Source organism: Vibrio sp. A37, assembly GCF_059777565.1.
Genome location: NZ_JBLNLI010000008.1, coordinates 101444 through 127747, shown reverse-complemented (window position 1 = coordinate 127747; position 26304 = coordinate 101444). Strand labels below are relative to the sequence as shown.

23 protein-coding genes are annotated in these 26304 nt (G+C 41.9%); 16 read left to right on the top strand and 7 right to left on the bottom strand.

Annotated features, from left to right (window positions below):
- The first annotated feature begins 60 nt into the window (after positions 1-60).
- The 5 genes from mutT to ACM2FC_RS15045 all read left to right on the top strand — a co-directional run bounded on the left by mutT (position 61) and on the right by ACM2FC_RS15045 (position 7122).
- Positions 61-462 (top strand): 8-oxo-dGTP diphosphatase MutT, encoded by a 402-nt coding sequence (gene mutT, locus ACM2FC_RS15065; RefSeq protein ID WP_498481785.1) that lies wholly within the window; start codon positions 61-63, stop codon positions 460-462.
- 61 nt (positions 463-523) lie between these two features.
- On the top strand, positions 524-1333 hold the full coding sequence (gene dapB / locus ACM2FC_RS15060) for a 4-hydroxy-tetrahydrodipicolinate reductase (protein WP_498481784.1): 810 nt from the start codon (positions 524-526) through the stop codon (positions 1331-1333).
- Positions 1334-1793: 460 nt separating this feature from the next.
- Entirely contained in the window at positions 1794-2933 is a 1140-nt protein-coding gene (carA, locus tag ACM2FC_RS15055; protein WP_498481783.1) for a glutamine-hydrolyzing carbamoyl-phosphate synthase small subunit, read from the top strand.
- Positions 2934-2950: 17 nt separating this feature from the next.
- A complete protein-coding gene (carB, locus tag ACM2FC_RS15050) occupies positions 2951-6184 on the top strand; it encodes a carbamoyl-phosphate synthase large subunit (RefSeq protein ID WP_498481782.1) in 3234 nt (1077 codons plus the stop codon).
- Positions 6185-6342: 158 nt separating this feature from the next.
- Positions 6343-7122, top strand: coding sequence for a TSUP family transporter (locus ACM2FC_RS15045; RefSeq protein ID WP_498481781.1), 780 nt, complete (start codon positions 6343-6345; stop codon positions 7120-7122).
- On the opposite strand, the gene ACM2FC_RS15040 is transcribed toward ACM2FC_RS15045, so the two are convergent.
- The 3 genes from ACM2FC_RS15040 to grcA all read right to left on the bottom strand — a co-directional run bounded on the left by ACM2FC_RS15040 (position 7058) and on the right by grcA (position 9098).
- Positions 7058-7918 (bottom strand): LysR family transcriptional regulator, encoded by an 861-nt coding sequence (locus ACM2FC_RS15040; protein ID WP_498481780.1) that lies wholly within the window; start codon positions 7916-7918, stop codon positions 7058-7060. The genes ACM2FC_RS15045 and ACM2FC_RS15040 overlap by 65 nt on opposite strands.
- 70 nt (positions 7919-7988) lie before the next feature.
- The gene (locus ACM2FC_RS15035) at positions 7989-8546 is read right to left on the bottom strand and encodes a flavodoxin family protein (protein WP_498481779.1); all 558 of its coding nucleotides are present in this window, start codon (positions 8544-8546) and stop codon (positions 7989-7991) included.
- Between the two features lie 174 nt (positions 8547-8720).
- Positions 8721-9098 (bottom strand): autonomous glycyl radical cofactor GrcA, encoded by a 378-nt coding sequence (grcA, locus tag ACM2FC_RS15030; protein WP_498481778.1) that lies wholly within the window; start codon positions 9096-9098, stop codon positions 8721-8723.
- A 336-nt stretch (positions 9099-9434) separates the two neighbouring features.
- Here grcA and nfo point away from each other — a divergent pair, with 336 nt between their 5' ends.
- From nfo to ACM2FC_RS15015, 3 genes are all read left to right on the top strand, one after another.
- Positions 9435-10307 carry a deoxyribonuclease IV gene (gene nfo, locus ACM2FC_RS15025; RefSeq protein WP_498481777.1) on the top strand — a complete coding sequence of 291 codons (873 nt, stop codon included), beginning with the start codon at positions 9435-9437 and terminating at the stop codon, positions 10305-10307.
- A 276-nt stretch (positions 10308-10583) separates the two neighbouring features.
- On the top strand, positions 10584-11270 hold the full coding sequence (ung, locus tag ACM2FC_RS15020; protein ID WP_498481776.1) for a uracil-DNA glycosylase: 687 nt from the start codon (positions 10584-10586) through the stop codon (positions 11268-11270).
- Positions 11271-11357: 87 nt separating this feature from the next.
- A complete protein-coding gene (locus tag ACM2FC_RS15015; protein ID WP_498481775.1) occupies positions 11358-11906 on the top strand; it encodes a hemerythrin domain-containing protein in 549 nt (182 codons plus the stop codon).
- 37 nt (positions 11907-11943) lie between these two features.
- On the opposite strand, the gene ACM2FC_RS15010 is transcribed toward ACM2FC_RS15015, so the two are convergent.
- Complete coding sequence (locus tag ACM2FC_RS15010; protein ID WP_498481774.1) at positions 11944-12123, bottom strand: DUF3545 family protein; 180 nt, start codon at positions 12121-12123, stop codon at positions 11944-11946.
- Between the two features lie 712 nt (positions 12124-12835).
- Here ACM2FC_RS15010 and ACM2FC_RS15005 point away from each other — a divergent pair.
- The 4 genes from ACM2FC_RS15005 (at position 12836) to ACM2FC_RS14990 (ending at position 17545) form a co-directional block, all read left to right on the top strand.
- A complete protein-coding gene (locus tag ACM2FC_RS15005) occupies positions 12836-14314 on the top strand; it encodes an alanine/glycine:cation symporter family protein (protein ID WP_498481773.1) in 1479 nt (492 codons plus the stop codon).
- A 113-nt stretch (positions 14315-14427) separates the two neighbouring features.
- Complete coding sequence (gene yaaA, locus ACM2FC_RS15000; protein WP_498481772.1) at positions 14428-15201, top strand: peroxide stress protein YaaA; 774 nt, start codon at positions 14428-14430, stop codon at positions 15199-15201.
- A gap of 100 nt (positions 15202-15301) precedes the next feature.
- Complete coding sequence (locus tag ACM2FC_RS14995; RefSeq protein WP_498481873.1) at positions 15302-16075, top strand: TatD family hydrolase; 774 nt, start codon at positions 15302-15304, stop codon at positions 16073-16075.
- Positions 16076-16282: 207 nt separating this feature from the next.
- Entirely contained in the window at positions 16283-17545 is a 1263-nt protein-coding gene (locus tag ACM2FC_RS14990) for a NupC/NupG family nucleoside CNT transporter (RefSeq protein WP_498481771.1), read from the top strand.
- A 66-nt stretch (positions 17546-17611) separates the two neighbouring features.
- Here the strand turns inward: ACM2FC_RS14990 and ACM2FC_RS14985 are convergent, their stop codons facing one another.
- Positions 17612-17947 carry a hypothetical protein gene (locus tag ACM2FC_RS14985; RefSeq protein ID WP_498481770.1) on the bottom strand — a complete coding sequence of 112 codons (336 nt, stop codon included), beginning with the start codon at positions 17945-17947 and terminating at the stop codon, positions 17612-17614.
- Between the two features lie 420 nt (positions 17948-18367).
- Between ACM2FC_RS14985 and deoC the strand changes: the two genes are divergently transcribed.
- The 3 genes from deoC to ACM2FC_RS14970 all read left to right on the top strand — a co-directional run bounded on the left by deoC (position 18368) and on the right by ACM2FC_RS14970 (position 21821).
- Complete coding sequence (gene deoC, locus ACM2FC_RS14980; protein WP_498481769.1) at positions 18368-19144, top strand: deoxyribose-phosphate aldolase; 777 nt, start codon at positions 18368-18370, stop codon at positions 19142-19144.
- Between the two features lie 92 nt (positions 19145-19236).
- Positions 19237-20583 carry a thymidine phosphorylase gene (deoA, locus tag ACM2FC_RS14975; protein WP_498481768.1) on the top strand — a complete coding sequence of 449 codons (1347 nt, stop codon included), beginning with the start codon at positions 19237-19239 and terminating at the stop codon, positions 20581-20583.
- Positions 20584-20600: 17 nt separating this feature from the next.
- Positions 20601-21821 carry a phosphopentomutase gene (locus ACM2FC_RS14970; protein ID WP_498481767.1) on the top strand — a complete coding sequence of 407 codons (1221 nt, stop codon included), beginning with the start codon at positions 20601-20603 and terminating at the stop codon, positions 21819-21821.
- Between the two features lie 83 nt (positions 21822-21904).
- Here the strand turns inward: ACM2FC_RS14970 and ACM2FC_RS14965 are convergent, their stop codons facing one another.
- Positions 21905-22513, bottom strand: coding sequence for a YtjB family periplasmic protein (locus tag ACM2FC_RS14965; RefSeq protein ID WP_498481766.1), 609 nt, complete (start codon positions 22511-22513; stop codon positions 21905-21907).
- A 101-nt stretch (positions 22514-22614) separates the two neighbouring features.
- Between ACM2FC_RS14965 and serB the strand changes: the two genes are divergently transcribed.
- Positions 22615-23583, top strand: a complete 969-nt coding sequence (gene serB / locus ACM2FC_RS14960; protein ID WP_498481765.1) for a phosphoserine phosphatase — start codon at positions 22615-22617, stop codon at positions 23581-23583.
- 203 nt (positions 23584-23786) lie between these two features.
- Here the strand turns inward: serB and ACM2FC_RS14955 are convergent, their stop codons facing one another.
- On the bottom strand, positions 23787-26138 hold the full coding sequence (locus ACM2FC_RS14955; protein WP_498481764.1) for a PilZ domain-containing protein: 2352 nt from the start codon (positions 26136-26138) through the stop codon (positions 23787-23789).
- Between the last annotated feature and the right edge of the window lie 166 nt (positions 26139-26304).

Sequence of the window (26304 nt, the reverse complement as noted above, 5' to 3'; positions counted from 1 at the left end):
ATCTTCCCGGCTTTGATAGAGCTTGGGGATTGTTCAAGTAGAGTCAGAGATTTTGATATTATGAAAAGAGTTCATATTGTCGCTGCGATTATATTCAATACCGATAAATCTGAAGTGTTCATCACTAAAAGGCCCGACAAAAAGCACAAAGGTGGTTTGTGGGAATTTCCTGGTGGAAAAATAGAGCAGGGAGAAACTCGTGAGCAAGCACTTAGTAGAGAGCTACATGAAGAGATTGGCATTGTCGTCACCGAATGCGCTCACTTTGAATACCTCACTCATGACTACCCTGAAAAGAGTTTGCAGTTCGATTTCTTCACCGTAACAAGTTTTGATGAGAAACCATACGGCAAAGAAGGCCAGCAAGGTTGCTGGGTTGAGTTGGAAAACTTATTAGATTACCAATTCCCTGAAGCCAACATTCCGGTACTACAAAGGGTTATCCGTGAGTTCTCATGCTAGAAACTAGAGCGGAATACTGATAACTTAAGCCGAACAAAAAATAGAAATTGGAGAGTTTAGTGTGGTTAGAATAGCGATTGCAGGTGCAGCAGGTAGAATGGGACGCAACTTGGTCAAAGCCACTCTACTCAATGAAAATGCTCAAATGGGAGCGGGTTCTGAAAGGCCAGGATCTTCACTTGTTGGTGTCGATGTTGGAGAACTGTGCAACGAGAACAAGCTTGATATAGCGTTAGTTGAAGACCTGAATCAAGTCATTGATGATTTTGATGTCATCATCGATTTTACTGCGCCAGTTAGTACACTTGCTAATCTCGACCTATGCAAGACTCACAATAAGAAAATTATTATTGGTACAACAGGCTTCAGTGAGCAAGAAAAGCTAGCAATTGATGAAGCGGCTACACATATCCCAGTAGTGATGGCTCCCAACTATAGCGTTGGTGTGAATCTTGTTTTCAAGCTTCTTGAAAAGGCCGCTAAGGTAATGGGGGATTATTGCGATATCGAAGTCGTTGAAGCTCATCACCGCCACAAAGTGGATGCGCCGTCAGGTACAGCAATCGGAATGGGTGAAGCCATCGCAGGCGCTATGGGCAACAACCTCAGTGATGTTGCAGTCTATGCACGAGAAGGCATCACTGGTGAGCGCACTAAAGACGAAATTGGCTTTGCGACTATTCGAGCTGGCGATATTGTTGGTGAGCATACTGCAATGTTTGCTGATATTGGTGAAAGAGTTGAAATTACTCATAAAGCGACAGATCGGATGACCTTCGCCAATGGTGCTGTCAAGGCAGCTGTTTGGCTAAATGATAAAAATCCAGGCTTTTATACTATGACCGATGTCCTCGGGTTAAATGAGTTGTAAAGTTATTTAGAAAATGCACCTTTTTGAGGTGCATTTTTTTTTAATTGAATTTTATTTCATTAAAATACAGATAGTTAATTTTGTTATTTGATTTCTATAAGCTTTTATATGAAAAATGAGGTAATGGCTTATAAAAATCAGTTTATAATAAAAAGCCAACGTTTACCTAGCCAAACTCACTTTATTGGAAGGCATTTTAGTCAATAAACCCGAGATTCGTGAGGTTTTTTCTCTGAATAAGCGAATTTGACTGAGTAAACTTGCTATTTTGGCAGTTTGACGCATTTATTATCCGAATGTATTTAAATTGGCAATTTATTCTAAGCTGTTTATTGACAGGTATATCTAGCATCTTTAGAATACCGCCAATTTGTCTGAAATCCCCTCAAAAAGAATATTGAGCGGAGGTTTATAGACAAAACGATACAATTACTTTTGCACTTTTATTCTGGAGGTTATCTTGAGTAAACCAGCACTGTTAGTCCTCGAAGATGGGACTGTATTCCGCGGTGTTTCCATTGGAGCAGATGGTTCATCAGTTGGAGAAGTTGTTTTTAATACCTCGATGACGGGGTACCAAGAAATCCTCACTGATCCTTCCTATTCTCAACAAATCGTCACACTAACTTATCCTCACATAGGCAATACCGGAACCAATTCCGAAGACGAAGAATCTTCTTCAATTCACGCCCAAGGCCTTATAATTCGTGACCTCCCTTTAATCGCTTCCAACTTCCGCAACGAACAATCCCTTTCTGAATACCTTAAGTCTCAAAACATCGTGGGCATCGCGGATATTGATACGCGTAAGCTAACACGTATTTTGCGTGAAAAAGGTGCACAAAACGGATGTGTGATGGCAGGAAACAACCTTGATGAGGTGTTGGCATTAGCTAAAGCAAAAGAATTTCCTGGTCTGAAAGGAATGGATTTAGCGAAAGAGGTGACAACGAAAGAAGCTTATCAATGGAAGCAAGGCTCATGGACTTTAGAAGGTGGTTTGCCACAAGCTAAAGATGACAGTGACTTGCCTTATCACGTTGTTGCTTATGATTTTGGTGCAAAACGTAACATTTTACGCATGTTGGTCGACAGAGGCTGCCGCCTAACGGTTGTTCCAGCACAAACTTCTGCAGAAGAAGTACTGGCACTAAACCCAGACGGTGTTTTTCTATCAAATGGACCGGGTGACCCGGAGCCATGTGATTACGCGATAGAAGCGACGAAAACTTTCCTTGATAAAGGATTACCCGTTTTTGGTATCTGTTTAGGTCACCAAATTCTAGCGCTGGCGTCTGGTGCACAAACAGTAAAAATGAAGTTTGGTCACCACGGTGCGAACCACCCAGTAAAAGATCTTGATCGTAATGTAGTCATGATCACTTCGCAGAACCACGGTTTTGCAGCTGATGAGAAGACATTACCTGAAAACTTGCGTGCTACTCACGTTTCACTATTTGATGGTTCTTTGCAAGGAATCCACCGCACAGATAAGCCAGCATTTAGTTTCCAAGGTCACCCAGAAGCAAGCCCAGGTCCACATGATGCTGCGCCACTGTTTGACCACTTTATCGATCTAATTAAACAACACAGCGCTTAATGTTGGAGTAGTAGAAAATGCCAAAACGTACTGATATTAAAAGTATTCTTATTCTTGGTGCTGGCCCAATCGTAATCGGCCAGGCATGTGAGTTTGACTACTCTGGTGCTCAAGCATGTAAAGCACTGCGTGAAGAAGGTTACCGAGTTATTCTTGTTAACTCGAACCCTGCGACGATCATGACTGATCCAGAGATGGCTGATGCAACATATATCGAGCCAATTCACTGGGAAGTTGTGCGTAAAATCATCGAAAAAGAGCGTCCAGATGCGGTTCTACCTACTATGGGTGGTCAAACAGCTCTTAACTGTGCTCTAGAGCTAGAAAGCAAAGGCGTGCTAGCAGAGTTCGGCGTTGAGATGATCGGCGCGACTGCAGATGCCATCGATAAAGCGGAAGATCGCTCCCGTTTCGATGCGGCGATGAAATCTATCGGTCTTGAATGTCCGCGCGCAGATACCGCGAAAAACATGGAAGAAGCATATAAAGTCCTCGATATGGTCGGCTTCCCATGTATTATTCGTCCTTCATTTACTATGGGTGGTACTGGTGGTGGTATCGCGTATAACAAAGAAGAGTTCGAAGAAATTTGCCGTCGCGGTTTGGATCTTTCTCCAACCAACGAGCTACTTATCGATGAATCTCTAATTGGTTGGAAAGAGTACGAAATGGAAGTGGTTCGCGACAAAGCGGATAACTGCATTATCGTATGTTCAATCGAGAACTTTGATCCAATGGGGATCCACACTGGTGATTCGATCACAGTAGCGCCAGCACAAACGCTAACTGACAAAGAATATCAATTGATGCGTAACGCTTCTCTAGCAGTACTGCGTGAAATTGGTGTTGAGACTGGTGGTTCAAACGTTCAGTTCGGTATTAACCCGAAAGATGGCCGTATGGTTATCATCGAGATGAACCCTCGTGTATCTCGCTCTTCTGCTCTTGCTTCTAAAGCGACAGGTTTCCCAATTGCAAAAGTAGCGGCAAAACTTGCTGTTGGCTTCACTTTAGATGAGTTGATGAACGACATCACTGGCGGTGCAACTCCAGCGTCATTTGAGCCAACTATCGACTACGTTGTAACTAAGATTCCTCGCTTTAACTTCGAGAAATTTGCTGGTGCAAATGACCGTCTAACCACTCAGATGAAATCTGTTGGTGAGGTGATGGCAATTGGTCGTAACCAACAAGAATCTCTACAAAAAGCACTGCGCGGCCTTGAAGTTGGCGCAAACGGCTTTGACGAGATGGTTGACCTAGATGCTCCAGATGCGCTTTCAAAAATCCGTCACGAGCTTAAAGAAGCAGGCGCTGAGCGTATCTGGTATATCGCAGATGCATTCCGTGCAGGCCTGTCAGTAGACGGTGTATTCAACCTAACGCAAATTGATCGCTGGTTCCTCGTTCAGATCGAAGAGATCGTGAAAATTGAGGAGCAAGTGAAAGCAGGCGGTTTTGCCGGTCTTTCAGAAGATGTATTGCGTCGTATGAAGCGTAAAGGCTTCTCTGATGCTCGTTTATCTGCTCTATTGGGTGTGTCTGAAAGCGAAATTCGCCGTTTACGCGACCAATACGACATCCACCCAGTCTACAAGCGCGTTGATACTTGCGCTGCTGAGTTCTCTTCTGATACTGCATACATGTACTCTTCTTACGATGATGAGTGCGAAGCGAATCCAACAGACAAAGACAAGATCATGGTTCTTGGCGGTGGTCCAAACCGTATCGGTCAAGGTATCGAGTTTGATTACTGCTGCGTACATGCTTCTCTAGCACTACGCGAAGACGGTTACGAAACCATCATGGTTAACTGTAACCCAGAGACAGTATCAACCGATTACGACACTTCTGATCGCTTGTACTTTGAACCAGTAACACTTGAAGACGTATTGGCTATCGTTCGCGTTGAAAAGCCAAAAGGTGTAATCGTTCAATATGGTGGTCAAACGCCACTTAAACTTGCTCGTGCTCTAGAATCAGCAGGCGTACCTATCATTGGTACCAGCCCAGATGCTATCGACCGTGCAGAAGACCGTGAGCGTTTCCAAGCAGCGGTGGAGCGTTTAGGTCTTAAACAGCCAGAAAATGCGACAGTGACAGCTATCGAGCAAGCGGTTGAAAAATCAAAAGAGATTGGTTTTCCATTGGTTGTTCGCCCTTCTTATGTATTGGGTGGCCGTGCGATGGAAATCGTTTACGATGAGCAAGACTTGCGTCGTTACTTTAACGAAGCAGTGAGCGTTTCAAACGAGTCTCCGGTTCTTCTTGACCGTTTCTTAGATGATGCAGTTGAAGTTGACGTGGATGCTATCTGTGACGGTGAACGTGTGGTTATCGGTGGCATCATGGAGCACATCGAACAAGCGGGTGTTCACTCAGGTGACTCAGCATGTTCTCTTCCAGCGTATACACTAAGCCAAGAAATCCAAGATGTGATGCGTGAGCAAGTTGAAAAGCTAGCGTTTGAACTTGGTGTTCGCGGTCTAATGAATACTCAGTTTGCTGTGAAAGACAACGAAGTTTACTTAATCGAAGTTAACCCTCGTGCGGCACGTACTGTACCGTTTGTTTCTAAAGCAACGGGTGCACCACTAGCGAAAATTGCCGCTCGTGTAATGGCTGGTCAGTCTCTAGAATCTCAAGGATTCACAAAAGAGATCATCCCACCATACTACTCAGTAAAAGAAGTGGTATTGCCATTCAACAAGTTCCCGGGTGTTGACCCACTGTTAGGCCCAGAGATGCGCTCTACAGGTGAGGTTATGGGTGTTGGCGCGACGTTCGCTGAAGCATTCGCGAAGGCTGAGCTAGGTTGTGGCAAAGAGTACCCAGAAGGTGGCCGTGCGCTTTTATCTGTTCGTGAAGGCGATAAAGAGCGAGTTGTGGATCTAGCATCTAAGCTGACTAAGCTTGGTTACCAGCTTGATGCTACACACGGCACTGCAGTGATTCTTGGTGAAGCAGGTATTAACCCACGTCTAGTGAACAAAGTACATGAAGGTCGTCCACACATTCTTGACCGTATCAAGAACAATGAGTACACCTACATTGTTAACACAGCAGCTGGTCGTCAAGCAATTGAGGACTCAAAGGTTCTGCGTCGTGGTGCTCTAGCGGAGAAGGTTAACTACACCACAACTCTAAACGCAGCATTCGCATGTTGTATGTCGCACACTGCTGACGATCGCAACACAGTGACGTCAGTTCAAGAGCTGCACGCTAAAGTGAAAGAGAGTTTAGCAAAATAACTGAATTCTAAAGCCGAATTTAGCCCGCTGAAATGCGGGCTTTTTTGTGTCTATTCACTAATCATGAAAATTAGGAATAGATAGTAATCGAGGGATTCCATTTTCTATCACTAAAATCAATGCTACCTTTTGGCCTCTTTGAATTTTTGAGAGCGAAAATGGAAATCTCGATAGAGATCTTAGGGATCTTGTTTTTAGTAGCCTGTGTTGCAGGCTTTATTGACGCAATGGCTGGTGGCGGGGGAATGCTTACCGTGCCAGCACTGCTCGCTGCGGGTGTTCCTCCCACACAAGCGTTAGCAACCAACAAGCTGCAAGGTACATTTGGTAGCTTTTCTGCTAGTTGGTATTTTGTTCGCAATGGAATAATTAAATTAGATCAGATAAAAGTCTATATATTTTGGACTTTTGTCGGAGCTGCTCTTGGCGCAGAATTGGTACAAGTTATCGATGTCGATGTACTGACAAGCTTGATTCCCGGCCTGCTCATTGCGATTTCTCTTTATTTTCTTTTTGCTCCAAAAACTCAAGTACATGAAGGCAAACAGAAGTACTCTGACGCGATACTGGCGTTTTTTGTTGGTGGTGGCGTTGGTTTTTACGATGGTTTTTTTGGGCCAGGAACAGGCTCAATATTTACTGTTTGCTTCGTAGCGTTAGCCAATATGTCTATTGTGGATGCAACAGCACGAACTAAAGTGCTAAACTTCACTTCTAATTTAGCAGCACTAGTGTTTTTTATAATTGCTGGCCTACCAATATGGAAAATAGGTTTGACCATGGCACTAGGTAATTTCTTAGGTGCTCGTCTAGGGGCAAAGATGGTTATAACCAAAGGCAGCAAGTGGATAAGGCCAATGGTGATCGTCATGTCTATGTTGATTGCGGCGAAATTGCTTTGGGAACAGCATCCTCAATGGTGGCAATCAATTTTTTAACGCGAGATGATTGATAAGAGTTCGCTCGCAGGCAAACATGAATTGGCCGAACAAGAGGATCAAGCTGTTTAAACTCATAAAGATGCTCTTTGCCAATATTTAGTGCATTGACAATTGATAGTGGAACGAGGGCTGGTGCGACTCCTCCAAGCCCAAGTTGTGCGGCTGCAGTATAAGAGTCCATCTCCATTACGGGGTCGATATTAAGTGATGCCAGAATAGAACACTGGTAGGTGTTTGCAGGGTTATTGAGATCGTTAGTGATTAGCTGAGATGGCAGGCCATCTAACGGCTCTCTGCTCACCACAAAATAAGGTTCGTTGCCAAGATGAAAAGTCATTAACCCGTGATGAGAAGGGAGGTAGCCGCCACAAAATCCCACAGTAGCTCGGCCCGATTGTACGTGTTCTATGATTCTTGGAGTATGGTTGGTCGTGATTTGGATATGCTTGTCAGAGTTAAAATAACTTTTCATCACTTTGCTTAAGTAACCAGCGACTAAAGTTTCTGAGCAATCAAGTTTTATAACCGTTGAGTCTTCCAATTCCTGTTGATCAAATATCTTTCCTCTTAGTTCACTAAACGTTGGTCCAATCGTTTCTATCAGAGCTAATGCATCATTGGTTAATTTGATTCGGCGGCCATGAGGCTCAATCAGCTTTTTACCTAGTTTTTTTTCTAAATTGGATATCCGCTTACTGACCGCAGACTGGCTAATATAAAGCTGGCTGCCAGTTTTACTCATTGTTTGTTCTTTACTCAGAACCAGTAGTGTTTCGATACCTTCAAGCAGCATAATGACTTTTTAATGATGAAAAGTTGGAATCATTAAGCTACTTTAACGGAGAATGATCTGTTTGGATATATCATCTCAGTAGTAATTGTGCGATGCGCTGACCAAAGTAATAGGCGGTTTGTAGATCATTTTCGTGCATTCTTCCTGTTTTTACATCGGTACTAGCAACTAAGCCGATACTGGATCCCGTTCGATTAAGTCCTAAGTCATCGGTATGTTCTGAAACATCTAATCCGGCCCAAAGCATGCCGTGCTGACAAGCGAGCGTAAAAAAGGATAGCAAGGTTTGCTGTTGCTCACCATTTAGACTTCCACCAACGGTAAATCCTGCAGCGAGTTTGTTACGCCAAGCTTTATCCACATAGCAATCGCTAGTTGAATCCATAAAGGATTTAAACTGTCCAGCGGGAGAGCCCATGTAAGTTGGACTGCCAAAAATAATGGCATCACTAAGAGTAAGCGTCTCAAAGTTGTCACTGCTTGTATACCTACCCTGAACAAGGTTTTCTGGCAATATTTCAACCAAATGGCATTTAACATCAGAGCCAATTGCACCTTGGGAAATCTTCTGAGCTATGGCTTTGGTTGAGCCATTTGCTGAGAAATATACGATGGCTATTTGTTTCATTGATTACCTCCCATCTTCTTCAAATGCAGTTCTTTGCTTATAAACTAGATCGTTCAAAGTTTTAAGTAAACTAAAAACTTTACTAAGTATGAATTACCTAAGTTGAGATGAGCCGTAGATATAAAAAAAGCGCCCAATAAGGCGCCTTTGAGTCGAGAAATCAGAAATAAGAAATTATAGAGATTGAGTAAAAGTACGAGCGATAACGTCGCGTTGCTGCTCTGGAGTGAGTGAGTTAAAACGTACTGCGTAGCCAGAAACGCGAATAGTCAGCTGTGGGTACTTCTCTGGATGCTCTACAGCATCTTCTAATGTTTCGCGCTTAAGAACGTTAACATTAAGGTGCTGACCACCTTCAACTTTTGGTGCAGTTTCGATTGCTACTTCGCGGCTCTCATAGCTACCTAGATCTGAAACCTGCATGACTTGGTCAGTTTCAAAGCCTGAATTTGCTGCCACACAACGAGCTTCTTGCTTCTCATCGTCGATTAGCCAGATTGAGTTAAGTAGGTCGTTGTTGTCTGATTTTGTAATTTGGATACCGTGAATCATTACTGTCTCCTAGTCCACGTCGAGTGGTTATTTTGATATTAATTTTGATAGTACTTTTCAAAAAAAGTTGAACGTATCTATATATAAAACAGATTGAACACACTAATGTTGATGTAAATCAATTTATCTAACCTTACGCCTATGAATATTCGATAAGTAATTGATATAAATCAATAAAATAATAATTTTAGACTCTTTATCAATAGAGTGAATGTGAGTTGGGTTTGCTTATTTACTAGGCGATTTGGTTAAGTTAGGAACAAGGTTGTAATCCGACACATAATGCTCGTACCATAGCGCCCCAAAACGGTGATCACATTAAGAGCAAGTGAACTAATGCAGATAGACTTTGGCCAGAAATTTATAGGCGCACATGTTTCAGCGGCTGGTGGGGTAGAAAATGCACCTGTCCGAGCAAGTGAAATTGGCGCGAATGCTTTCGCACTATTTACAAAGAATCAAAGGCAGTGGAATGCGAAGCCTTTGACGAAGACGAGCATCGACATGTTCAAGCGTAATTGTAGAGAGTTTGGATTTACTTCAGATCAAATTCTTCCTCATGACTCATATTTGATTAACTTGGGATCGCCAGAAGATGAAAAGCTGAATCAATCTAGAGCAGCTTTTATTGATGAGATGGAAAGGTGCAAAGCATTAGGTTTGTCTTTACTTAATTTTCATCCCGGCAGCCATTTAAAGAAAATCTCAGAAAGCGAATGTTTAGAAAAGATTGCTCAATCTATTAATCTCGCACATAAGGCAGTACCAGATGTCGTGGCCGTTATTGAGAACACTGCGGGTCAAGGAACAAATTTGGGCTGTCGGTTCGAACATCTAGCCGAAATTATCGAGCAAGTTGAAGATAAAGAGCGGGTAGGTGTTTGTCTTGATACCTGTCATGCCTTTGCTGCAGGTTATGATCTTTCCAGTTTTAGTGCATGTGAAGAAACGTTTTCTCAATTTGAGAACATTGTTGGAATGCACTATTTGAGAGCAATGCATCTAAATGATTCAAAAGTAACGTTGTCTAGTCGGGTTGATAGACATCAGTCATTAGGTAAAGGGGAAATAGGTTGGAGCTGCTTTGAATATATTGCTAAGGACTCTAGGTTTGATTCTATCCCATTGATTTTAGAGACAATAGAACCGAATGTTTGGCCCCAAGAAATATCCCTTTTAAGAGAATTTCACCTAGATTCAAAGTATTAAGAAGCTTTATTTCAACTTTGGCATCTTTTTTTCATAGCAATTTTTGAAGACTGTGATTTTCATGGTTACTATGTGAGGAGGAAACCGTATGAATATAGTTCATTCTTCAAATACAGTAAGTTATAGCCCAATGACGCCGAGATTCCCGGTGCCAAACAGACATATTTCTGGTCAAGGACATCATCGAATTCCACAGAAAAATGGTTAGGCTTATTAAGGGTGGCCCTGTAAACTCCCTTTTAAATTACTCGTTTAAAGTGTTTAAGGGCCATACCTATGAATCAAGCGTTAACTTGGCAAGATGTTATTGGTAAAGAAAAACAGCAGCAGTATTTTCAGCAAACCATGGAATTTGTTGAGTCTGAAAGGCGCTTAGGTAAAACTGTTTTTCCGAAATCAGAAGATGTGTTCAATGCGTTTCGAGCTACCCCCTTTGATCAAATCAAAGTAGTCATTCTTGGCCAAGACCCTTATCACGGACCAAATCAAGCTCACGGCCTTTGTTTCTCGGTTCTACCTGGAGTGAAAACCCCTCCTTCTCTTGCAAATATGTATAAAGAGCTATCCCAAGATATACCTGGTTTTCAAACGCCTTCTCACGGTTACCTACAAAGTTGGGCGGAGCAGGGAGTTTTACTTCTTAATACGGTTTTAACCGTTGAACAAGGTAAAGCACATTCTCATTCAAAAACAGGTTGGGAAACGTTTACTGACAGAGTGATAGAGGCAATCAACCAACATTTATCAGGAGTGGTTTTTTTGCTTTGGGGTTCTCATGCGAAAAAGAAAGGGCAGTACATTAGCCGACAAAAACACCATATATTAACGTGCGCACACCCTTCACCACTTTCTGCTCACAGAGGCTTTTTAGGAAGTCGGCATTTTTCTCAAGCAAATACTTTACTTGAGGCGAAAGGACAGGAACCTATCAATTGGCATCTACCGCTAGACGTATCGATATAGTTTGATATTTTTTGAACAGAATCAAGGTAACTCTTGTTCGACCCTATACACTAAAGTGACTATATATGATTCGGTCAGGGGGTCGAAATGATGATAGAAAGGATAAGAAGAGAACACGGATATATGGTTCGTTTGCTTGCTATTCTTAGAAGAAAGCTTTCTTTGCTTCGACAAGAGCAGCCAATTAACTATAGTCTTGTAAAAGAAATCGTCGATTACCTATCAAACCATTCAGAAAAGGTGCATCACCCAAAAGAAGATATTCTTTATAATCATTACATTACCAAATATGGTAGCGTAGAGCTTGAAAATCTAGTCAAGGAACATGAACAGCTTGCTAAGAAAACGCATGACTTCATGTTATTGGTAGAGATGATTCTCAATGATGCTGTTGTCCCGCAAGACATGTTTATTAATCAGCTGGAAGATTTCCTCAATTATCAAAAACACCATCTTGAATCAGAAGAGCTATCTATATTACCTGCGATTGAAAACACATTTACCGAGCAAGATTGGGTAGATGTGGAAAAATTGTGGGATGTTGTTGAAGATGATCCAGTCTTTGGCAATAACATAGCAGATAAATACCGCCAATTGGCAGAGCGAGTTCGACAAAACGATAACGAATACTTCTAATAAAATAAAAGGCACTCAACTGAGTGCCTTTTATTTGCTAAATTTCTATATCGTCAATATCTAAGCCGATGTCCATTTCCATTAGTTCACGTTGTAGTTCTTGCCTGTCCTTAATTGCTTCGATTTCGCGCCACTTACGCTTTACGGGTTTAGATCGGGTTGAGCGAGCCTTTGGGAGATCCATATCCACCATGTCGTCAAATTGTAAGCCATCCATAAGCTACCTCTTAATCTTAGTTGCCCCTAAACGGAATCTTTTTAATACCACATTTTGTTGAAGAATAACCTTGATTTGTTTCTCATTTGTTACAAAAAGGTGGAATGTTTAATAAAAAATGCACAGGTACCCTAGAATAAAGCTCTTTGATTTGGTTGTTTTTTGAACATTTAATATTTAACAAAAGAATAAAGTGAGTTCTCGTTTGTTAATACATTAGTGAGAATGAATACTATTAACAAGAATTAAGCAAATTTGGCCTTTTAGATGTAGGTGGCTCTCCTCTTAGGTTGAGAGGAATCCATTAATTGTAGTAATTCAATGGGCTTAACAATCAGTTTTCCTTTATATATCTATTGGATTTTAGCTTATTTCGAAAGCATATATCGACTGAAATGTATAAAGCTTGTTTTATTTATGTGTTTTTATGTTTTTTTATTGTTTGAAGTTATATGTATTCATTATGCTTTTATGACTTTGGTTTCTTATTGATTTTTCTCTGACCAACCTGCATGATCCACGCCCATCATAGAACACGCTGTGTTGTTTTTACTGGCTAGGGAAAGCCAGTCGAATCGAAATACAATTCAACTTATATCGCTGATGCTGATTGAATTAAAATCGGTAGGCTTTGCTCGTATGGAAATTAAGTAGCGATATAACTCATCAACCAAGGTAGGTTTGAGCGGCGTTTTAACCTAGAGAGGCTTTAGTGACAGATTTAATCAACTTGGTTAATGATCTCCTGTGGGGATCGGTGCTGGTTTATTTACTTGTAGGTGTCGGCGTTTATTTCACAATACGTTTGGGCTTTCTGCAATTCCGCCATTTCGGTCATATGTTTAGTGTGCTAAAAAACAGCCGCAGAGCGGATAACTCCGGTATTTCATCTTTTCAGGCATTGTGTACCAGTTTGGCCGCTCGTGTAGGGACAGGGAATATGGCAGGTGTTGCGATTGCATTAACCGCCGGAGGTCCAGGTGCGATATTTTGGATGTGGTTAATCGCGATGTTAGGTATGTCCACTGCATTCGCAGAAAGCGCTTTGGCACAGTTATATAAAACTAAAGATGTGTACGGCAACTACCGTGGTGGTCCTGCTTACTACATGGAAAAAGGCTTAGGCATGCGTTGGATGGGAGTATTGTTTTCAATATTCCTAATGATTGCATTTGGCTTTGTATTTAATGCTGTTCAAGCCAACTCAATCGCAGGTGCGATGAGCGGTGCATTTGGTATCAAACCGATGTACGTTGGTTTTGCCCTTGTTATCTTAACAGCGTTTATTATTTTTGGCGGTATAAGAAAGATTGCTCGCACGGCTGAGCTTATCGTTCCTATCATGGCGTTAGCATATTTGTTATTGGCGTTATTTATCGTCTTCACGAACATCGATAAGTTACCTAGCGTATTTGCACTCATTATTAAGAGTGCGCTTGGCTTTAAAGAAGCTGCAGCTGGTGGTGTGGGTTATGCGGTTTCTCAAGCGGTCATCAATGGTGTAAAACGAGGCTTATTTTCGAATGAAGCCGGTATGGGTTCTGCTCCTAATGCAGCCGCAGCGGCGACACCGTATCCGCCGCACCCAGCTTCACAAGGCTACGTGCAAATGCTTGGTGTATTTGTCGATACTTTAGTTATTTGTACGTGTACAGCGGCAATCATCCTTATGTCGGGTAAGTACATACCACATGGAGATATCACAGGTATTCAGCTAACTCAACAAGCACTGAGTGCGCAAGTTGGTAGTTGGGGGGAAATATTTATTGCGGTAGCAATCTTCTTCTTCGCATTTACATCAATTATTGCCAACTATTCTTATGCCGAAACGAACTTAATATTCTTAAAACTGCACGATAAGAAGAAGATCTTTTTGTTGAGACTGGTCGTTGTTGGAATGGTAATGTTTGGCTCTCTTGCTGCTTTGCCAACGGTTTGGAATTTAGCTGATGTGTCTATGGGCATGATGGCTATCGTTAACTTAGTAGCGATTCTTCTTTTATCTGGTGTAGTAGTTAAGTTAGCAAGAGATTACAACCGTCAATTAGAATCTGGAAAATTGCCAACCTTCGATGCGAACGAATACCCTGAGCTGCAATCTCAGTTAGAAGATGGTATTTGGGACAAAACCGAAACGCCGCAGAATGAAGAAGATGTGTCAATCGATAGTGCGAGACTAAAAACAAATTAAAGATAGTTTCTACACTCATTTAGATTGAACACGATACATATTGAAAGCCATGCAGACTTTGCATGGTTTTTTTTATATCCTTGGTAGAAAGTTAACGAAACAGGAAGTCAGCCATGCTCATCGTATTATCTCCGGCTAAAACGCTGGACTACGAGTCTCCTCTAGCAACAAAACACTATACTCAGCCTGAACTCGTCGAGCACTCGAAAGAACTGATTAAAGAGTGTCGCAAGCTAACACCTGCCGATATTGCCAGCTTAATGAAAGTCAGTGATAAAATCGCCAGCCTCAACGTGGCGCGTTTCGAGCAGTGGGACGAAACGTTCACCCTAGATAACTCTAGGCAAGCCATTTTGGCATTTAAAGGAGATGTTTACACGGGTTTAGAGGCTGAAAAGTTTACTGAGCAAAATTTCAATTATGCGCAGCATCATTTACGCCTTTTGTCCGGCTTATATGGTTTATTGAAGCCTCTCGATCTTATGCAGCCATACCGTTTAGAAATGGGAACTAAACTATCTAACACTCGAGGTGCCAATTTATATCAGTTTTGGGGCAATATCATTACTGATCAAATTAATAAGATATTGAGAGAGCAAGAAACCCCTAACTTAATTAACCTAGCATCGAATGAATACTTTAAATCCGTGAAAGCTAAAGATGTTGAAGGGCAGATCATTACACCAGTATTTAAAGATTGTAAGAATGGTCAATATAAAGTGATTAGCTTTTACGCCAAAAAAGCTCGAGGCATGATGGCTCGTTATATTATTGAAAATGAAGTGGATAATGTAGAAAAGCTAACGCAATTCAATAGCGCTGGATATTATTTCGATGAAGCGTCTTCTTCAAGTAAGGAGTTAGTGTTTAAGAGAGAAGAACAATAGTATTTTCTCGAACATCGCTTTAAAACTAACTGACCATCGGTATTATCGCTAGAATTAATAGCGACTACCGATGGATATTGCGATGCAAGATAATTCTAGAATCCAGCTTTTTGATACTCATTGCCATCTTGATTTTAATCAGTTCGATGGTGATATCGCCTCCCACCTTGAGCGGGCGAAACAGAATCAAGTACACCGTTTTTTAATTCCATCTATTGGCCCTGAAAACTGGAACAAGATCCGCGAGATATCAAAAGATTATAGCGACGTGTTCTATGCATTAGGATTTCATCCCTATTTTCTTAAATCTTATCATTTGCAAAACATTGCAGATTTAGAGAAGCAGTTAGCGGACGCGCATGAAAAATGCGTTGCGATAGGAGAATGTGGCTTGGATGCACTTATTGATGTGGACTCTAAGACCCAAGAGCAATTCCTCACTGCGCAACTTTCGATAGCACAAAACCTTCAGCTTCCTATTATTCTTCATTGTCGCAAAGCTCAAAATAGGTTGGTGCAGCTTATAAAAAATCATCGTATTGATGTTGGTGGGGTCTTACATGGATTTTCTGGCAGCTATCAACAAGCAATGACGTTTGTTGAAAAGGGGTTCAAAATTGGAGTTGGTGGAACCATCACTTATCCAAGAGCTAACAAGACTAGAGATACTGTTTCTCGACTTAGCTTACAAGATCTCGTTTTAGAAACAGATGCTCCTGATATGCCTCTCTATGGTTTACAAGGAAAGCACAATCACCCTAAGTACTTACCCAAAGTCCTAGAAACTCTTTCTCAGCTCAGAAGTGAAGCAAAAGAAAGCATAGCGATCGCAATTTGGGCAAATAGCAATCAAACATTCCAAATTTATGTTTAAAATTAGTAATAATTGTTACTTATTATGTAAAATTAAATAGAATTTAGTGATGCTTATCTCATTTTTGTGTGTTTGTGATATGGAACTTGTGGGAAAGTGTGATGGAAGCATTACCTGACGATATGTACGGTGCGTATAATTGCCTCCGCTATATATAGCTCCTTTTTGTAACACGCCAATATAACTTATATAAGGAAGCCATAAACTATGAGTGTGTTTATGAGCCTAGTCGGCATTGTGGTATTGCTCGGCATAGCAGTGTTGTTGTCTGACAATCGTAAAGCCATTAATTTTAGGACAGTGGGATGTGCGTTTGCCATTCAGTTTATCCTCGGTGGTTTTATACTCTACGTACCTTGGGGTAGAAACCTTCTTGCGGGCTTTTCAGCCGGAGTTCAAAATGTCATCGACTATGGGAAAAACGGCATCGAATTTTTATTTGGTAGCTTAGTTAATTTCTCGGTAGATGGCATTGGATTTATTTTTGCTTTTCAGGTACTCCCAACCGTTGTTTTCTTCTCCTCTCTTATTTCAGTACTCTACTACTTAGGCATCATGCAATGGGTCATCAAGATCCTTGGTGGTGGCCTAAGAAAAGCGCTAAAAACATCCAGAGCAGAATCTATGTCTGCAGCCGCCAACATTTTCGTTGGTCAAACTGAAGCTCCACTAGTTGTACGTCCTTTCGTTTCACGTATGACACAATCAGAGCTATTCGCGGTAATGTGTGGAGGCCTTGCCTCAGTCGCAGGTGGTGTCCTTGCAGGTTATGCAGCGATGGGGGTTCCATTGGAATACTTAGTTGCCGCTTCGTTTATGGCTGCTCCTGGTGGTCTTTTATTTGCGAAAATAATCAAACCAGAAACCGAAAAGCCCAACGAACATATTGATGAAGATATTGAAGGTGGAGAAGACAAGCCTGCCAATGTCATTGATGCAGCTGCTGGTGGTGCGTCTATGGGTATGCAACTGGCTCTCAATATCGGTGCGATGCTGCTCGCTTTTATTGGTTTAATCGCTTTGATTAATGGTGTGATCGGTGCGGTCGGCGGCTGGTTTGGCCATCCAGGCATCACGCTTGAAATTATCCTAGGTTGGGTTTTCTCCCCACTTGCTTTTGTTATCGGGGTTCCTTGGAATGAGGCGACGTTAGCCGGTTCATTCATCGGCCAAAAGCTGGTTGTGAACGAATTTGTCGCTTACTTAAACTTCGTACCCTATGTTGGGGATGCCGGTCAGATTGTTGCTGAAACTGGACAGGTAATGTCTCAGAAAACTCAGGCTATTATATCCTTCGCATTATGTGGATTTGCCAACTTGTCTTCGATAGCGATACTGCTTGGTGGTTTGGGAGGCATCGCGCCAAATCGTCGTCATGATATTGCTCGCTTTGGTATGAGAGCAGTTGCGGCAGGTACCCTATCAAACTTAATGGCAGCAACTTTGGCTGGGTTCTTCTTATCGTTGTAACAAATAAATATTTACACGCTTAAAATTGTTCAAAGCGCCCTAAGCATACAGGGCGCTTTTTCATTTCTATTGAATCTTCAAGCTGGTAATTTTTGCTGTATTTGATTCTGAAGCATTGCAGTAATAGGTGATATCCACGTATTTATCACTTCGAAAAGCAGCGTTTGCCGTGTCATAGAATGATTGACCTTGAGAGTTGTCGTCTACGTAAACCGACTCTGAGCCATTACACTCGTTAGAGCCAATATTAAAACCATATTGAAACCCTCCCGCTCTTAAAGTATTTTTTGAAACACCTTTGAGTGGTCCGCTGTAGTAATGAGATTCTGCTGCAGATGAGTTCAATGAAAACATAAGAGCAATTGAGCTAAGGCCAATTGAAACGATATGTGTTTTTTTCATCATATTTCCTTTAGATGTTGAGGGATAAATTCCAAGTGGACCTTACCTTATATGTGCTTTTATGCTTATGGTAGGAATAAGGCTATTTCTTTGGCTCATAGATTTATCCACCCATAAGAAGTGGAGTTTGCGAATTAGCTTCTTTGCTTCTTTGAGTAGAGCTAATAAGAATTGAGATACAAACCGTTTGCGCATGGCGAACCTCTTTCACTTTTCATAAAATTATTGATAATACGCATCGAGAATCTATTCTGCCTATTTATAATCGGCTAAGCCTAGAAATAGGGCGAATGCAAGTTCTGGGATGTACAGAATTGCACAGAGACTAACGGTTACATGGATGTAGTCGCTACGAAAGTAGTCAGTCTTCAAGGATCAAGTCCGTTCATCAAGAAGTAATGACATTGATCGGAGATAGAAATGAGCGATATAAAAACAGCAGCACTACGCGCACTTAAACTAATGGATCTGACAACGCTGAATGACGACGATACCGATGAAAAAGTCATCGCATTGTGTCATAACGCGAAAACGGCAGTTGGTAATACTGCTGCGATCTGCATTTACCCTCGCTTTATTCCTATCGCGAAGAAGACCTTAAAACAGCAAGGTACTCCAGAAGTAAAAATTGCTACGGTGACAAACTTTCCACACGGCAATGATGATATTGAAATCGCGGTAGCCGAAACAAAGGCCGCGGTAGCATACGGTGCAGATGAAGTGGATGTGGTTTTCCCATATCGTGCATTGATTGCTGGCAATGAAGAAGTTGGATTCGAACTTGTTAAGCAGTGCAAACAAGCATGTGGAGATATTTTACTCAAGGTAATCATTGAAACCGGTGAGCTTAAAGAAGAAGCTTTAATTAAGAAAGCATCTCAAATCGCAATTGAAGCGGGTGCTGACTTTATCAAGACCTCGACAGGCAAAGTGCCAGTAAATGCGACGCCAGAATATGCACGTATGATGTTAGAAGTGATTCGTGATATGGGTGTTTCGCAGAAAGTTGGCTTTAAACCTGCTGGTGGCGTAAGAACCGCTGAAGATGCTGCAATCTATTTGCAAATGGCAGATGAGGTGTTGGGTGACAACTGGGTGGATAGCCGCCACTACCGTTTTGGCGCATCAAGCCTACTCACCAACCTATTGAATTCGCTAGAAGTGACTGACGAAAAGGCTGATCCTGCTGCGTACTAATACGCTTGGGCATTAGCTAAATATATTTGGGTGATGGAGCCAATTGGAAGGCTCCTTATACATGACATTTCTAGCAATTCAAGGAGGCGTGTATGTCTTCGAATCGACATTTTTTACCCCAAGAAATCATTCGCCGAAAACGTGATGGAGATGAGTTGAGTTCAGATGAAATCCGATTTTTCGTTAATGGGGTTGCGAATAATACTGTGTCTGAAGGGCAAGTTGCAGCGTTTGCAATGGCTATCTGTTTTAACGATTTGACGATGTCTGAGCGTATCGATCTGACTTGTGCAATGCGCGATTCTGGCACTGTCATTGACTGGAGCCACATGAACTTTGCTGGCCCTGTTATTGATAAGCACTCAACAGGTGGAGTTGGTGATGTCACATCACTGATGCTTGGGCCGATGATAGCCGCTTGTGGCGGTGTAGTACCTATGATCTCCGGTCGTGGCTTAGGCCATACTGGCGGGACTTTAGACAAATTAGAGTCGATACCGGGTTACAATGTTACCCCGAGCAATGACGTTTTTGGTCAAGTGACGAAAAATGCAGGCGTAGCTATCATTGGCCAAACCGACAACTTAGCTCCCGCCGACAAGCGTATTTACTCCGTTCGAGATACCACGGCTACGATTGATAACCTATCTTTAATTATCTCCTCTATCTTGTCTAAGAAGCTTGCGGCTGGCCTAGACTCTTTAGTTATGGATGTAAAAGTGGGTTCTGGCGCCTTTATGCCAACCTATGAAAAATCAGAAGAGTTGGCAAACTCTATCGTTGCTGTTTCCAATGGTGCTGGCGTGAAAACTACCGCTATTTTAACCGATATGAACCAAGTTCTTGCGTCTTCAGCAGGCAATGCGCTTGAAGTGAAAGAAGCAGTACAGTTCTTAACAGGTGAATATCGCAACCCAAGGCTTTTTGAAATCACTATGGCTTTGTGTAGCGAAATGCTATTGCTAGGCAACCTAGCCGAGAACGCGGAAGATGCCAGAGATAAGTTGTGCCAAGTTCTCGAAAACGGCAAAGCTGCTGAGTGCTTTAGTAAAATGGTAGCAGGGTTAGGTGGCCCCGACGATTTCATTGAAAACTACACGAAGTATTTGCCACATGCTGAAGTTGTAAAACCGGTTTATGCGCTTAAGGATGGAGTAGTTTCAGCTATGGATACTCGAGCCATTGGTATGGCTGTTGTGGCTATGGGAGGGGGTCGACGTGTTCCAACCGACAGTATTGATTTCGCTGTAGGATTTGAGCAAATAATTCGACTGGGTGAGCGAGCCGATAGCAATAAACCTCTAGCGGTAATTCATGCTAGAACTGAATCACAGTGGCAACACGCTGCTAATTTATTACAAGAGGCAATGACAATCGGCGGAGAATATCAAGCGACGCCAGATATCTATTGCAGTGTACGCGCAGAAAATATCGCCTAATAGTGAAGGAGAATATGATGAAAAGAGCGTTTATTTTAGTTTTAGACTCCTTTGGTATTGGAGCAACTGCAGATGCAGACAAGTTTGGAGATGTAGGCTCAGATACAATGGGGCACATCGCTGAGCAATGTTATAAAGGGTTAGCTGACAACAATGAGCGCAAAGGTCCGTTGACGTTACCTAACCTATCTAAATTAGGCCTAGCAATGGCTCACAAAGAGTCGACTGGTGAATTCGCACTAGGCTTGGAATCTGACGTCGAGATTATTGGTGCTTATGGCCACGCTGAAGAGTTGTCATCTGGTAAGGATACACCTTCTGGACATTGGGAAATTGCTGGTGTGCCTGTGCTATTTGATTGGGGATATTTTACCGATCTAACCAACAGCTTCCCTCAAGAGCTATTGGATAGAATTGTAGAAAGAGCAAATCTTCCAGGTTATTTGGGCAACTGCCATGCTTCTGGTACTCAAGTTCTAGATGACTTGGGAGAAGAACACATGAGAACCGGCAAGCCAATTTTCTACACTTCTGCTGATTCTGTTTTCCAAATAGCTTGTCATGAAGAAACCTACGGCCTAGATAATCTTCTTGAGCTTTGCCAAATCGTACGAGAAGAGCTTGAGGATTATAATATTGGTCGCGTTATCGCTCGTCCATTTATCGGTCCGAAAGCGGGTGAATTTGCCCGTACTGGCAATCGTCGAGATCTATCGGTAGAGCCGCCAGCGGCGACGGTGTTGCAAAAATTGGTTGAGGAAAAACAAGGTGAAGTCGTTTCAATAGGTAAGATAGCGGATATCTATGCGCATTGTGGAATTACTAAGAAAGTAAAAGCGACAGGCATCCCTGCTTTATTTGATGCAACGTTGGAGGCGATCAATCAGGCTGAAGATAACACAATTGTTTTTACTAATTTTGTTGACTTCGATTCTGCTTATGGTCATCGGAGAGATGTTGCTGGTTACGCTGCAGCCCTAGAATACTTCGATGGTCGTATCAATGAAGTGATTGATATTATGCAGGAAGATGACGTGCTAATTTTAACAGCCGATCATGGTTGCGACCCAACTTGGCAAGGCACAGATCATACTCGCGAGCATATTCCAGTAATCGTGTATGGACAGAAAGTACCGGCTGGATCTTTGGGTAGGAGAGAAACCTTCGCGGATATCGGCCAAAGTCTGGCGAGTTATTTCTCTACCTCTCCGATGGACTACGGTAAGAACTTCTTATAAATCTATCCTGTCTATTTTTTGTAAAAATGCCAGTCGCTCTAGAAAGCGGCTGGCATTCTTCTTTCAGCTCGACGTTTGTCTACTTAGTTGACATCTTTTAGCAGCAAGTTTTCGCCACCATTTCGGTTTTTGCGCCTCAGTAGTAAAAGCATCAGCAAGGCTCCGCTAATAAAACTCATCAGTACCATGGAGTACATATAGCGATCACTTTTGCGATAGAAGTGATCTGAAATCGCCGTTAGCTTTCCGGTCTCAAAGGTGATTCGAACAAAACCGATGATACTTTTGTCTTGATAAATCGGAGCGACAAGCTGCTGTTTACCTATTCGCGCAGTTGATAACGGAGTATCAAGGCCAAGTACCTCTCTTACCGATAGAGCATGGTTGCTTGCGGCCAGCTTTACTCCCTCTGCGTCATAGATTGTGGCATCGAACACCAGTTTGTCGTCCGCTAAGTGGTTGGCGAGTTTGCGAAGGCCTTCTTGGTCTTGCTGCACAACCATATCACTGGCAGACAATGCCGCTTGAGATATTAGGACCTGTGTAAGTGTTTCAATTTGATTAGCTTGAATTTGCTCATTGCTTTTTGTTATTTGAACGCTATTGATTGCTATCACTGCAACCATGACGAGTAACGATATCATGGCGATGGCTTTTATAGTGACGCGAAAAGAAAACAGTGAAGAATTCAACTGACTCTACTCCTTTTTTTAGAGTGATTGCCATAATGAGGCTTGCGTTTTTGCTTTGCAATCGGTTAACTAGTTGTAATTATTATTATGGATTATACCTTATGGGTTCGTTAAAAAATCTACCGATTAAGCGGCATACTTCTCTAATTTCACGCTTTCCTGAAACACGTTTATCAAGCGTACTAGAAAAAAACAAAGCTAATTGGATTGTTTTTGCAGAGTATTTGTCTGCCGAGGCGCTAAATATCTTGGATGAATCTTCTGGGTTTTCTCACTCAATTGTCGATATATGGAAGGTTGGGAAATACGAAGTGGCTTTAATGGATGGAAGTCTAACGCCGAGTAAAGAGCGCGTACTGCAGCAGCTTAATTTAGATTATGCCAATATATCTGATGTACCCGACTTGTCTTCACCTGGAGTGATTGTTTTCGATATGGACTCTACTGTCATCCAAATAGAATGCATCGATGAAATCGCAAAATTAGCGGGCGTTGGTGACCAAGTAGCAGAGGTGACAGAAAAAGCGATGCAAGGGGAGTTAGATTTTGAAGAGAGTTTGAGAGCCCGTGTCGATACGCTAACGGATGCTGATGAGTCGATTTTGGAAACTGTACGACAACAACTACCTTTAATGCCAGATCTGGTTGAGTTAATGAATACTCTTAAAAGTTTCGGTTGGAAAATAGCGATTGCATCAGGTGGATTTACCTATTTTTCAGATCATTTAAGAGACCTATTAGGTTTAGACTACGCTAGGTCTAATCAGCTGGAAATTAAAAATAGTAAGCTGACCGGGCAAGTCATTGGCGATGTCGTTTCAGCACAAACGAAAGCTGAAATTTTAATTGAATTAGCAGAGCAGTACGAAGTTGAATTGCACAATACAGTTGCGGTAGGTGATGGGGCAAATGATCTCGAAATGATGAATGCCGCAGGGCTAGGGATTGCTTATCATGCTAAGCCAAAAGTGGAAGCAAAAGCGCAAGCTGCTGTACGTTCTGTTGGTTTAGGTGGAGTCATGTGCATTTTGTCTGCTGGTCTTGCTAAACAGAAAAAAATTGCTTGGTAGTAACGAATAAATTCTTATTAAAGTGAGTGTAAAAGGCTCTCCTTGGTTTTACGTTTCCTTGCTAAAACTTGCACTCTTCTTGTGTTCGGTAGAAAGAATATATTGTCTTTTTGGCTTGCTTCTTGATTATCCGAAAGTGACTCGAGCTTTTATGTATGTGAATTTGAAAGTAGAGAATCACTTGTTTTCTAAACAAAAGCAGGTCAAGAGGTATCACTATCTATACCAAGCCTTAAGAGCACTTCTTCTGTCACATCGACAAATTCACTATAGCCAACAATTGCTGAGAGTTCTTTTTCTAAATTACGAGCTTGATGGGAACTGACTAATGCGAGCTCTGCTATATCACTTTTCATTAGTTGAGCATCTGGATTAAAAACGGGCACACCAGAAACTCTTACTGCGTAGAACTCTCCCATCAGCAGGGACTTTTGGATAAAAGTGATTCGATCATTGTTGCTGTAAAAATCGCTGCTGAGTTCAGTTTCAAAGGAGCGAATTCGATCGTTGTATTTTACTACTGTGATATAAACTTCATGATACTGAGGTTCAGCACCTTCTACATGTTTCATTGGTGTGGAAAGAAGACTATTACTTCGCCCTTTAAAGATAGGCTCTAGTGATACTCTTTGTTCGTGGCCCAGTTTAGCCAGAAAGCCAAGATAGGGAGAAAGGGGATAACTCACACCTATCGTTGTTGGCTTCAAGCCCCCATTACGGTTGTCGACAAAAACAGGAGAACAGAGCAACTTATCTAACAGAACATCATGTACTCCATTGAGTAATTCATCTGTCGGTAAAATTTCTTTGATTGGTACGAGCTTTTGTTGGTTGTACTCAATCAGTCGATTAAGGAATGCAATGGTTTTAACTGTGTGACTATTTTCTTCGATAACGAGTTGTAAATGCTTGCCTTTGTCGGCGACTCGAATGACTTTGTAAGGGATATTACTCAAAGCTAATTTTTTATCGTGCATTTGCAGCTCACTAAAGCTCACATCGCACATATCTTCAGCTTTAATGGTTAATGCTGTCGTTAGTGAAACGTTCAACCCGTGTTTGGAAAAGTCTATTGTCGCGCCTCTAACGCTATGTTGTCCGAAGGTAATAGCGATTTTAGTTCGGTATAAATAACGTACTTCTTTGCGAGGCGACTTGGAGTCAAAAAATAAACAAGTTGGCCGTACTTTATTGTTTCGGGTTTGCCTAAAGGGGTTGAGTTCTTTGCTCGGCAACTTGGGTTTGCCGATTTCTAGGTATTCTGGACCTTCGGTATTGTTCGCTATCTCTTGTAGAATGCCATAATGAGTCAACGTTTCTGTTGTTAAGGTGAGCTCTTCAGAATGGACATTTAATGCTTCTCGTTCTCTGTCGGTAAGTTCATATATTGAAAACCTAAATGCACGCCAAGATTCCTTTTTTGCACCGACATGCCAAAAAAGCTTCAAGTGCTCAGGAGAGCCTTCTGAGCCCAACATTGAGAAAAATAACTGTTTTCCTTGATGGGCATGCTTAAAAGAATAAATGACATTGGACTGATGACGAGGGTTAGAATCCAGTAGCCTATTCATTCGTTGATGGTTAAATAGTCCGCTTAGGTTTTGCTGATTAAGCTCGTCGTGCCAGTATCGCCATATTGGTTGGTTATTGTCGGTGATAAGCACCAGTTTTAAAGTATTGTCGCTAAAGAATAACGGCAAGCTGCAGGCATTCTTCAAATATGCATGTTCATAACAGCGTGTTTTTGCGCGAATTATTTTGTCTTGATTGTCTTTTTTTGATTTGCGGCTTTTATCTTGCAAAGACTCTTCGATTACCTGCTGAATTATATCGGTATCAGTGATTCTTAAAACTCGTAAAAATTTGACCGCGTCATTTTCGTAAGATTCATCGACACCAACCACTCGATATTGTACTGGGTCATTGAGTCCAACGACCTTGCTTGATTTGCTGAGCTCGGTAAACAATATATCAAGCACTTCACCTTGTTTGTAGGTGAAAGCGGTGGGAACTTTAAACCGTCCGCCGGAAGCGGAAAGATCGACACTGACACCATGCACAAGTTGGCCACTTGGAAGCTTTACTTCAACTTGAGTGGTAAACAGTAATCGGCTTTCTCGTCTTTTGAGGTCATAGCCCAACGTAACAGGCTCAACTTCGAAAGGACTATCAGGGCTGGTTAAGCCTTCTTTTTTGTCGTCTCCTCTTTGCTGCATAACTCGAAAGTTATTGCGAGTGTTACAAAGGTTGTTCCAAACGCCTTCGGTATAGCCTCCAAACTTTTTGGTACCCTTTTGATACTCATTAAATGCGACGTCATCTAGCCAATGTTTGCGACCATCTAATTCATACTCTCTACATTCACCTTGAACCCTTCCTCTTAAATCGACACTTTTGGTGCACGGAGCCATCATTTTGTTGAGCTCCATTTTGACCAAAAGCTTGACCGAAGGAGATACGCCCTCTGTCATCATGGTGAGAAGGTTGTCGAAATCTTCTGATTGATAAGCTGGTATTAGCTTTTCTGCTAAAGAGAGAATTTCAGATTCCTGCATACTTTTCTGTTAAAGTGAATGTTAAATAATAAATCGACCTAGTCTGTATTTTCTTTAGTGTTTGCGTAGTTAGGTCTAATACAGACCTACCAATAAGTGTGGCTAAAAGTTCTGGGTTATCAACTCGAATATTAGCAGGTTATCAATAAAACTTATTATGGGTCAC

Bases quoted from the DNA above. Each gene is read 5' to 3' on its own strand.
- mutT (WP_498481785.1), top strand. From the start codon at position 61: ATGAAAAGAGTTCATATTGTCGCTGCGATTATATTCAATACCGATAAA.
- carB (WP_498481782.1), top strand. From the start codon at position 2,951: ATGCCAAAACGTACTGATATTAAAAGTATTCTTATTCTTGGTGCTGGC.
- ACM2FC_RS15045 (WP_498481781.1), top strand. From the start codon at position 6,343: ATGGAAATCTCGATAGAGATCTTAGGGATCTTGTTTTTAGTAGCCTGT.
- ACM2FC_RS15040 (WP_498481780.1), bottom strand. From the start codon at position 7,918: ATGCTGCTTGAAGGTATCGAAACACTACTGGTTCTGAGTAAAGAACAA.
- ACM2FC_RS15035 (WP_498481779.1), bottom strand. From the start codon at position 8,546: ATGAAACAAATAGCCATCGTATATTTCTCAGCAAATGGCTCAACCAAA.
- grcA (WP_498481778.1), bottom strand. From the start codon at position 9,098: ATGATTCACGGTATCCAAATTACAAAATCAGACAACAACGACCTACTT.
- nfo (WP_498481777.1), top strand. From the start codon at position 9,435: ATGCAGATAGACTTTGGCCAGAAATTTATAGGCGCACATGTTTCAGCG.
- ung (WP_498481776.1), top strand. From the start codon at position 10,584: ATGAATCAAGCGTTAACTTGGCAAGATGTTATTGGTAAAGAAAAACAG.
- ACM2FC_RS15015 (WP_498481775.1), top strand. From the start codon at position 11,358: ATGATGATAGAAAGGATAAGAAGAGAACACGGATATATGGTTCGTTTG.
- ACM2FC_RS15010 (WP_498481774.1), bottom strand. From the start codon at position 12,123: ATGGATGGCTTACAATTTGACGACATGGTGGATATGGATCTCCCAAAG.
- yaaA (WP_498481772.1), top strand. From the start codon at position 14,428: ATGCTCATCGTATTATCTCCGGCTAAAACGCTGGACTACGAGTCTCCT.
- ACM2FC_RS14990 (WP_498481771.1), top strand. From the start codon at position 16,283: ATGAGTGTGTTTATGAGCCTAGTCGGCATTGTGGTATTGCTCGGCATA.
- ACM2FC_RS14985 (WP_498481770.1), bottom strand. From the start codon at position 17,947: ATGAAAAAAACACATATCGTTTCAATTGGCCTTAGCTCAATTGCTCTT.
- deoC (WP_498481769.1), top strand. From the start codon at position 18,368: ATGAGCGATATAAAAACAGCAGCACTACGCGCACTTAAACTAATGGAT.
- deoA (WP_498481768.1), top strand. From the start codon at position 19,237: ATGTCTTCGAATCGACATTTTTTACCCCAAGAAATCATTCGCCGAAAA.
- ACM2FC_RS14970 (WP_498481767.1), top strand. From the start codon at position 20,601: ATGAAAAGAGCGTTTATTTTAGTTTTAGACTCCTTTGGTATTGGAGCA.
- serB (WP_498481765.1), top strand. From the start codon at position 22,615: ATGGGTTCGTTAAAAAATCTACCGATTAAGCGGCATACTTCTCTAATT.
- ACM2FC_RS14955 (WP_498481764.1), bottom strand. From the start codon at position 26,138: ATGCAGGAATCTGAAATTCTCTCTTTAGCAGAAAAGCTAATACCAGCT.